The 7886-nt window shown below is 75.4% G+C and carries 8 protein-coding genes; 4 read left to right on the top strand and 4 right to left on the bottom strand.

All coding sequences use genetic code 11. The features are described 5' to 3' along the window. Positions 1-22: 22 nt before the first annotated feature. The 3 genes from ACFU74_RS21385 to ACFU74_RS21395 are packed head-to-tail and all read left to right on the top strand — an operon-like array spanning position 23 to position 2789. On the top strand, positions 23-1153 hold the full coding sequence (locus tag ACFU74_RS21385) for an isocitrate/isopropylmalate family dehydrogenase (RefSeq protein WP_380759012.1): 1131 nt from the start codon (positions 23-25) through the stop codon (positions 1151-1153). Beyond that, a complete protein-coding gene (locus ACFU74_RS21390) occupies positions 1150-1770 on the top strand; it encodes a cysteine hydrolase family protein (RefSeq protein WP_380759014.1) in 621 nt (206 codons plus the stop codon). Before ACFU74_RS21385 ends, ACFU74_RS21390 begins: the two co-directional genes overlap by 4 nt. Beyond that, positions 1767-2789: an SAM-dependent methyltransferase gene (locus ACFU74_RS21395; RefSeq protein WP_380759016.1), complete on the top strand. Its 1023-nt coding sequence runs from the start codon at positions 1767-1769 to the stop codon at positions 2787-2789. The genes ACFU74_RS21390 and ACFU74_RS21395 overlap by 4 nt, the downstream gene beginning before the upstream one ends. Before the next feature lie 43 nt (positions 2790-2832). Here the strand turns inward: ACFU74_RS21395 and ACFU74_RS21400 are convergent, their stop codons facing one another. Beyond that, positions 2833-3741: a LysR family transcriptional regulator gene (locus ACFU74_RS21400; RefSeq protein ID WP_380759018.1), complete on the bottom strand. Its 909-nt coding sequence runs from the start codon at positions 3739-3741 to the stop codon at positions 2833-2835. 242 nt (positions 3742-3983) lie between these two features. Between ACFU74_RS21400 and ACFU74_RS21405 the strand changes: the two genes are divergently transcribed. Then, complete coding sequence (locus ACFU74_RS21405; protein ID WP_380759020.1) at positions 3984-4685, top strand: type 1 glutamine amidotransferase domain-containing protein; 702 nt, start codon at positions 3984-3986, stop codon at positions 4683-4685. A 298-nt stretch (positions 4686-4983) separates the two neighbouring features. Here ACFU74_RS21405 and ACFU74_RS21410 read toward each other — a convergent pair whose 3' ends face one another. The 3 genes from ACFU74_RS21410 to ACFU74_RS21420 form a co-directional block, all read right to left on the bottom strand. Next, the gene (locus ACFU74_RS21410) at positions 4984-5541 is read right to left on the bottom strand and encodes a hypothetical protein (RefSeq protein ID WP_380759022.1); all 558 of its coding nucleotides are present in this window, start codon (positions 5539-5541) and stop codon (positions 4984-4986) included. 240 nt (positions 5542-5781) lie between these two features. Further along, on the bottom strand, positions 5782-6195 hold the full coding sequence (locus ACFU74_RS21415; protein ID WP_380759024.1) for a hypothetical protein: 414 nt from the start codon (positions 6193-6195) through the stop codon (positions 5782-5784). Positions 6196-6449: 254 nt separating this feature from the next. After that, positions 6450-7886: WD40 repeat domain-containing protein (locus ACFU74_RS21420; protein WP_380759026.1), on the bottom strand; the 1437-nt coding region annotated here is incomplete at its 5' end.

The raw sequence follows: 7886 nt of genomic DNA on the forward strand, positions 1-7886 counted from the left end.
CGACGACCAGCCGAGGAGCAGTGTGAAACCAGCAGTCGGACTCGCCGTGGGACGTGGAACGGGCGCGGAGCTCGCGGCCGTCTTCGAACGGGTCCTGCACCGGATAGCGTCCCTGTACGGCGCCGGGGTCGAGATCGTCAGGTCACCGCGGACCTACCACTCGTACGTCTCGCTCCGTGAGGAGGTGGGCGACATCGAGCGGATCCGTGCGCTGACCGAGGAGGACGCCCGCCACTACGAGCGGTTCTGCCGCGAACGCGCGCGGCTCGGCACGACGGCCGTCTTCCGCACGGCCGTCAACGCCCAGTCGCTCTACCTGGTCCGGCGGCGCCTCCAGGCCGTCAAGGTCGAGCCGATCGCCGCCGGGGACGGTTCGCTGCTGCTGGTCCGGGACCAGGCGCAGGGCTTCTACACCGGCGAGAACCGGCACGCCCCGGGCGTGGTCACCCGCACCATGGAGTTCAGCCGGGAGATCACCGGCAAGGTGCTCGAATTCGCCGTCCGGCGCGCCCGGCGGCTGTGGCCCGACGGCGGACCCGCCCGGGTGGTGATGGCCTACAAGTACCACCTGCTGGACGGCGCCCTGGACGACTGGGTGGGCGAGATCGCGCGCGGGCTGGGCGTCGAGGTGCGGCTGTTCCAGCCCGACACGGTCAACCGCAACCTGATCACCCACGGCCTCGGCGACCGCACGGTCGTCGTGGCGGGCAACGAGTGGGCCGACATCATGCACGTCGTCCTGCTGGACCGTTTCGGCGGCGAGCGGCAGGAGAGCCGCTGCACCGAGAACGTCCACCTGCACCCGGAGCTGCGGGAGCTGGTGGAGTACCAGACCGTGCACGGCTCCGCCGACGACCTCGCGGGCAAGGACACCGTCAACCCCGTCGCCACCCTGCGCGCCGCCGCGGCGATCGCCGAGCGGCACGCGGGCTGCCCGGGCGCGGTGGCCGCCGTCGAGACCGCCCTGGCCGCCGCCGAGCAGCGGGGCGTGCGGACACCCGACCTCGGCGGTCGGCACTCCACTACCGCCGTGGTCGACGCCGTGCTCGACGCCCTGGCGGCGCGGGCGGCCACCGCCGGCCCGCTCCCGATCGGCGGGCCGCGCCCCGCCGGTGGTCCGCCGCCCGTGGCCGTCCTCGCGGACCGGCCGTGAGCGCCGTGCCGGACCGGACGGCGCTGGTCGTGGTCGACCTGCAGAACGACTTCTGCGCCGGTCCCGTCGCCGCCGCCCGCTACCCGGGGGACCCGGAGCGGCTCACCGTCGTGGCGGCCAACGCCGCCCGGGCCGTCGAGACGGCGCGGGCACACGGCACCGAGGTGCTCTTCGTCCGCTTCCTCGGCGACCCCGAGCACCAGGGCGCCGCCTGGCGCCACCGGGACGCCGTGCTCGGCAAGCCCCCCAAGTGCCTCGACGGGAGCTGGGGCGCCGAGTTCCACGGCGTGGCGCCGGGGCCCGGCGAGGCGGTGTTCACCAAGTACGCCTGCTTCGACGCCTTCCTCGGCGAGGGCTTCGGCCCGTACCTCACCGCGCGAGGGATCGGGCACCTGGCGTTCGCGGGCGTGTTCACCGACGTCTGCGTGGACAGCACCGCGCGCACCGCCTTCCAGAAGGGCCTCCACGTGACGGTGCTCCGGGACTGCACCGCCGCCCTGCACTACCGGGACGAGGAGGTCCTGAGCTTCATGGGCCGCGTCTACGGCGCCCGCGTCACCACCCACGACCGACCCGCCGTCTGGACACGGCACCCCGAGCAACTGGAGCGCCCATGACCCCCGCCGCGGCGGCCCCCGCCACCACCGGTGTCGCGACCGGAGTGACCATCCGAGCCACCAGCGCGGTGGCCGCCTCCTCCTCCGGAGCCTCCGCCGCCTCCTCCGGCGTCGACGAGGGCGTCGGACTGACCGCGCTGCTGGTCGCCGCCGCCCGCGCGATCGAGAGCCGTCGCCCCGACGCCCTGGCCCGCGACCCGCTCGCCGAGCACTTCGTCCGCGCCGCCCGCGCCTCCGCGCACTGGCCGCTCCACCCCCGGGACGTCCCGCGGGGCGCGGACGGCGCGGACGACCCGCTGTGGGGGCGGCTCGGCGGCTACTTCGCGCTGCGGACCAGGGCCCTGGACGACCACCTGCTGCGGGCCGCCCAGCTCGGCGCCCGCCAGGTGGTGCTGCTCGGGGCCGGGCTGGACGCGCGCGCCCACCGGCTGGACTGGCCACCCGGGACGACCGTCTTCGAGCTCGACCGGGCCCGGGTGCTCGGGTTCAAGCAGCAGGTCCTGGACCGGGTCGGTGCGCGGCCGACCGCCCGGCGGGTGCCGGTCGCCTGTGACCTGCGGCTGGACTGGGCCGCCGCGCTCACCGCCGCCGGCTTCCGCCCGGGCGAGCCGACCGCTTGGCTCGCCGAGGGCCTGCTGCTCTACCTGCCGGCCGCCGCGGAACGGCGCCTGATCGCCATCGTGGACCGGCTGAGCGCGACCGGCAGCAGCCTGGCCTACGAGGTGAAGCTCGGCATGGAGCCCGCCGCCGTGCGCCGCAACCCCGTCTACCTCGCGGCCCGCGACCGACTCGGCATCGACCTGCTGGTGCTGTTCGACGACGAGCCCCGGCCCGACACCGCCGCCGACCTGGACGCCCGGGGCTGGGCCACCGTCACCCACACCCCGTTCGAGTTCACCCGCCACTACGGCCGCGGCCCGCGCCCCGAGCCGGACGACGCGCTCGCCGCCAACCGCTGGGGCTTCGCCTCGCGCGGGCCGCTGCCCGGCCCGCGCCGCCCGGGACCGGCCCCGCTCTGACCCGGCCCCGGCCGGCCGGACACCCGGCCCCGCCGGCCGGAGGTCACCAGGTCCGTGCCGCCGCCAACAGCCGTTCGCGGACCAGCGCGACGTGCGGGTTGGCGGACGGGCCCGGGCGCCGCACCAGGTAGGCGGTGTTGATCGGCGGGTCCTCCGGCCGGTGGAGCAGCCGCAGGGCGCCGGAGGCCAGCTCGGCCCGGCAGAGGTAGCCGGGCAGGACGCTCCAGCCCGCCCCGGCCGTCACCGCGGCGACCACGCCCCGCAGATCGGGGACGGTGACGGCGGCCCGGACCTGGAGGCGGCGGTCGAAGACGTGGCGCCAGTAGCGGCGGGCGATGGGCAGGTCCTCGGCGTAGGCGACCAGCGGCGCCCGCTCCAGGGCGTCCGGGAGCGGCGCTGCGGACAACCGGTCGGCCCAGGCCGGGGCGGCGACCAGGACGAAGTCCTCGTCGGAGAACGGTTCGGCGTGCAGCGAGCGGCCGCGCGGGCGCCGGGTGGCGACCACGAGGTCGTGGTGCCCTGCGCGCAGCTCCGTGAGCAGCGGGTCGGTCAGCCCGGTGGCCACCCGCAGCCGGACGCCCTGGTCGGTGAGCGGCGCCAGTACGCCGAGCAGGACGGTGCAGAGGAACTCGGCCGGCCCCGCCAGGTGTACGGGCTCGGGCGCGCGCTCCGGCCCCGCGCCCGCCACGTCGGCCAGCCGGTCGAGGGGTTCCGCCAGCCGGGCGGCGAGGTCGTCCGCGTGGGGGAGCGGGACGACGCCCCGGGGACGTCGCTCGAACAGCTCCCGGCCCAGCCGCTCCTCCAGGGCCCGGATCTGGGCAGTGACGGTCGGCTGGGAGAGCCGCAGCCCGCGTGCGGCCGCGGTGAACGAGCCCGTCCGGTGGACCGCCAGGAAGGTGCGCAGCTGATTCAGGTCCGGCGGCCCCGACCCATGGGAATTCCTATCGCTCATGCGCGCCAATTCTAGGCGCCCGAACGGGTCGCTCCGCTGTTCGGCCGTCCCCGCGCCGATGTCCGGTATCGGTTTTCCGATTGGTGTGTGCCGCTGGGCGGGCCTACCGTCGAGGGCGTCGGCCCGCCGGCGTTCCGGGTGCACGTCGTCAGGAGGTGCACGGCGGACACCGCCGCAGGCGCGGGCCGACCGACGTGTCGGACCGACCGTCGACCTGCCGAGCGAAGACCCGGAGACCCTCCATGTCGAAGAAGATCCTTTTCGTGATGACCGGCGCCGACCACTGGACGCTCGCCGACGGCACCCTGCACCCGACCGGCTTCTGGGCCGAGGAGGCCGCCGCGCCGTACGAGTCGTTCAAGGCGGCCGGCCACACCGTGACCGTGGCCACCCCGGGCGGTGTGGTGCCGACCGTCGACACCGCCAGCCTCGCCCCCGAGTTCAACGGCGGGGAGGAGGGCGCGCGGCAGGTCGCGGAGGTGCTGGCCGGTGCCGGGGAGCTCAAGAGCCCGATCGCGCTGGAGGACGTGCGACTGGACGACTACGACGCCGTCTTCTACCCCGGCGGCCACGGCCCGATGGAGGACCTGGCCGTCGACGCCGACTCCGGCCGCCTGCTGGTCCGGGCGCTGAAGTCCGGCAAGCCGCTCGGTGTCGTCTGCCACGGCCCGGCCGCGCTGCTGGCCGCGGTCGAGGACGACGGCCGCAACGCCTTCGAGGGCTACCGGGTCGCGGCCTTCACCAATGACGAGGAGACCCAGTCCGGCCTCGCCGCGAAGGCTGCGTGGCTGCTGGAGACCCGCCTCGTCGAGGCCGGTGTCGACGTCCAGGTCGGCGAGCCCTGGGCTCCGCACGTGGTCGTCGACCGCAACCTGGTCACCGGCCAGAACCCGGCCTCCGCCGCCCCGCTCGCCGCCGAACTGCTGAAGAGGCTGGCCGGCTGACACGCTCCGTGCCGGAGGCACGGAGGAGGTCCGGGGCGCCCCGCCCACGCCCGCCCGACCAGGTACGGGGTGAGCCGGATGCCGATGGACGACGCGGCCCCGGGACCTGTTCCTGACCTGGTGCGCCCGGTCGGATCTCTACCGGCGGGAGTGCGCGGGTCCTCCCGGGTCGTTGATGTGCCGGCAGCAACCCGTGCTGACCGCAGGACGGCCTGTTGTGAAAGTACTGGTCACGCGTGATCCGGCCCACCTGGGCGGCGTAGCCGTCAGTGGCGTCGCAGTGCGCCCTCATCGCCGCTCAGGGCTGCCGGCGTGGGGCCTCGTCATCGGGTGTGTCCGGGCTGGCGAAGTGGAACGGAACCGAGAGGTGCTCAGCGAGGGCACGGCCGGCCCGCTCGGCAACCACCGCTACCGGGTGGCGCCGGTGGCGGTCTTCCTGCCTGCCGAGGTACTGCCGGGCTGTCGACCCGTAGACGGTGGCCATCCGAGCCTCTCCCGCCGGGTCGGCGGTGATGGCCAGTAGCCGCACAAACCAGTCGTGGACGGTGTCACCGTCCCAGATCGCCTCGATCGCCACGATGAGGCCCGCGCATCCGGCCGCCCGGCAGGCCAGCGACTCCAGGTCGAGGGGGCTCTCCGGCTCGCGGGCGATCCGGTCGCCGTAGTGGAGGTAGCGATCGTTTGCGATCAGCTGAGCGGTACCGACCCCGATGTCATGGGGAACGAGGCCGATGTCGGTGATGGTGCTCACGGCCATGAGGAGCGAGTCCCGGAGGACATGTCCGTCGATCTCGTCGCGGATCCCGGCCGGCAGGCTCTCCCACCACTCGGTCCTGGCCGCCTTGTCCATGCCCATGCGATTCCCCGTCCCCCAGGAGGCCCGTCTGCGGAGCCTCGCAGCACTGTACGTCGCCGGGGTGCGGAGCGGTGGTGTCCGGTCAGCGGCGCGAGCAGTACGCCGGCCAGGGTGGTGGTGCGGTGCTTCGCTCGCACGGGGCTCTCTCCTCGTGCCGTTCGTCCGGGAAGGACCGTCGGCCGGTGGGTCCGGCCGACGGTACTGAGGTGTGGTGCGGACCGCGGCCGTCCGGGGCGTGGGTCAGCCGGTGATGCAGTCCGGGACGGGGTTGGTCTCGCTGTAGATCGCGGTGTCGGGCATCCAGCCCCAGCCGCCGGTGTCGGACTGCGTCCACAGCCACCGGTAGGGGTGGGGGCCGCCGCCGTTGTAGCCGCCCTCGTCGGTCTTGCAGACGAACCAGCTCGGGTTGCTGCGCATCACTCCGGTGACCGGGTACGCGGTGGAGGGCTGCGAACGCACGTTGGTGTTGGGGACGTTGTTGCAGTAGTGGACGCGCCAGCTGCCGCTGACGGTGCCGCCGACGGTCCCGGTGTAGGTCCAGCCGGCGTCCCAGCAGTCGGCGGCCGCGTGGGCCGGGCCGGCCGGGAGCACGGCGGCGCCGGCGGCGGCCGCCAGGGTGATGCCGAGCGTGGCGAGCTTCCTGCGGAGGTTCATGGTGGTTCGGGTGCCTTTCGGTGCGGTGCTGCGCGGTGCTGTGTGGTGCCGCACGCCGCTGTGCTGTGCGCGTCGCGCGGCGGTGGGTGGGGGAGCGGCCTCATCGGACGGGCCGTCGGCTCCGCGGCCCGTGGCGACGGTTCCGAGCGTCGCAAGCACGTCCGGACGGCGTCCAGCGGAGCGTCGTCGCCCGTTGTGGCGGGAAACGGGAAACCCCGCGGGAAACCGCGGACGAGCTGCCTGAACTCCGGCCGTCAGTCCGCGCCGCAGCCCTTCCGGTACGGCTGCCCCGGCAGCAGTCGCGACCAGCGCTCGCGGTCCACCGGGCCGAGCAGCGCGCAGACCGCCGCCGAGCGCTCCGCGGTGTCCCGGTGCCACAGCCGCACCGTTCCGTCGCTGCCGCCGCTGGCCAGCGTCCGCCCGTCCGGGCTGAAGTCGACCGACCGGACGGCGCCGCCGTGGCCGGAGAGCGTGGCCGCCGGTGCGCCCGCGACGGCGTCCCAGAGGCGGACCGTGGCGTCGTTGCCGCCGCTGGCCAGGGTGCGGCCGTCGGGGGCGAAGGCGACCGCGCGCACCGCTCCCGCGTGCCCGGTGAGCACGGCCGGTGCGTGCCGTGCCCCGATGTCCCAGGTGCGGACGGTGGCGTCGTTGCCGCCGGTGGCGAGGGTGCGGCCGTCGGGGGCGAAGGCGAGGGCGCGCACCGCCCCGGTGTGCCCGGTGAAGGTGGCGGTCGGCCGCCGGTCGGCGACGTCCCAGAGCCGCACGGTCAGGTCGTCGCTTCCGGTGGCGAGGGTGCGGCCGTCCGGGGCGAAGGCGAGGGCGTTAACGAAGTCCTGGTGCCCGATCAGGACGCCTTCGGGGCCCGGCTGTCCGACGTTCCAGAGCCGGGCCGTGCGGTCCTCGCCCGCCGAGGCGAGCAGCCGGCCGTCCGGGCTGAACGCCACCGCGGACACCGGGCCCTGGTGCCCGGTGAAACCGGCCCGTTCGCGCAGGGTGGCGAGGTCCCAGAGCCGGACGGTGCCGTCCGCGCCGGCCGAGGCGAGCAGCCGGCCGTCCGGGCTGAACGCCAGGCCGAGGACCTGGCTCGCGTGGCCGGTCAGCACGGCGGTCCCGCGGCGGGTCGCGACGTCCCAGAGCCGCACCGAGCGGTCGGCACCGGCGGTGGCGACGGTGCGCCCGTCCGGGCTGAACACCGCGCGCCGGACCTCCGTGTGCGGATGGGGGGTCAGCGTCGCCGCGCCCAGGTCCCACAGCACGGCGGAGTGGTCGAACCCTGCGGTCGCCAGCAGCTTGCCGTCCCGGCTGGCGGCGACGCCCTGGACGTAGTCGGTGTGGCCGCCGAGGGTGGCGGTCACCCGGCGGGCGGCGACGTCCCAGAGCCGGACGGTGCCGTCGCCGCTCGCGCTGGCCAGGGTGGCGCCGTCGTCGGTGAAGGCGACCGCGTTGACATCGTCGTCGTGACCGGTGAGGGCCGCCGCGGCGGTGCCGGTGGCGGTGTCCCACAGGCGCACCGTGCGGTCGGTGCCCGCCGAGGCGAGGGTGCGCCCGTCCGGGCTGACGGCCAGGCCGAGGACCTGGCCGAGGTGGCCGGCGAGGGTGGCCGTGGGGGTGCCGGTGGCGGTGTCCCACAGCCGCACGGTGTGGTCCGCCCCGGCGGAGGCGGCGGTCCGTCCGTCCGGGCCGGCCACGAC

Origin of the sequence: Kitasatospora sp. NPDC057500 (genome assembly GCF_042802195.1) — a bacterium.
Taxonomy (GTDB): domain Bacteria; phylum Actinomycetota; class Actinomycetes; order Streptomycetales; family Streptomycetaceae; genus Kitasatospora.

What these genes read in the sequence shown, in the direction of transcription:
- ACFU74_RS21415 (WP_380759024.1), bottom strand. Translation starts at nt 6,195, where the DNA reads ATGAACCTCCGCAGGAAGCTCGCCACGCTCGGCATCACCCTGGCGGCC.
- ACFU74_RS21410 (WP_380759022.1), bottom strand. Translation starts at nt 5,541, where the DNA reads ATGGGCATGGACAAGGCGGCCAGGACCGAGTGGTGGGAGAGCCTGCCG.
- ACFU74_RS21395 (WP_380759016.1), top strand. Translation starts at nt 1,767, where the DNA reads ATGACCCCCGCCGCGGCGGCCCCCGCCACCACCGGTGTCGCGACCGGA.
- ACFU74_RS21405 (WP_380759020.1), top strand. Translation starts at nt 3,984, where the DNA reads ATGTCGAAGAAGATCCTTTTCGTGATGACCGGCGCCGACCACTGGACG.
- ACFU74_RS21400 (WP_380759018.1), bottom strand. Translation starts at nt 3,741, where the DNA reads ATGAGCGATAGGAATTCCCATGGGTCGGGGCCGCCGGACCTGAATCAG.